The organism is Suttonella ornithocola, from assembly GCF_001889065.1.
Taxonomy (GTDB): Bacteria; Pseudomonadota; Gammaproteobacteria; order Cardiobacteriales; family Cardiobacteriaceae; genus Suttonella_A; species Suttonella_A ornithocola.
In genome coordinates, this window is sequence record NZ_LWHB01000277.1 from 1 (window position 1) to 421 (window position 421).

The 421-nt window shown below is 40.0% G+C and carries 1 protein-coding gene; it reads right to left on the reverse strand.

Annotated elements, in window-relative coordinates; translation table 11 throughout:
- On the reverse strand, nt 1–369 hold a 369-nt coding region (locus A5N85_RS13725), incomplete at its 3' end, for a transposase (RefSeq protein ID WP_169818690.1).
- Nucleotides 370–421: the final 52 nt, after the last annotated feature.

Below are 421 nucleotides of genomic sequence, written 5' to 3' on the forward strand. Positions count from 1 at the left end.
TGGACTATAAGGGGGTAACCAAACTATCTCATGCCCATGCTCTTCAATGATTGCTTGAATATCACTGCGTTTATGAAAAGCGGCATTGTCCATGACAATTACACTGTTTTTAGGTAACTCAGGTAACAGTGCTTCTCTCACCCAATGAGAGAAAATATCGCTGTTAATAGAACCATCATATAAGCGTAAGGCAAACAATTCTCCATTGATAATGGCTCCAATCGCATTGCTCTGGTTCTTTAAATGCCAGTTATCACTTCCATGACAAACTTCTCCTTTTGTGCTGTAGCCATAAGGTCTATGAGCAAAGGCTTTAAAACCACATTCATCAAGATAGACTATCGGTTTGTCTTGAGCGGTCTTATCCACTATTTGTTCTTGAAAGTGCTCTCTTTTCTCTGTGTCGKCTTTTGGATGTTGG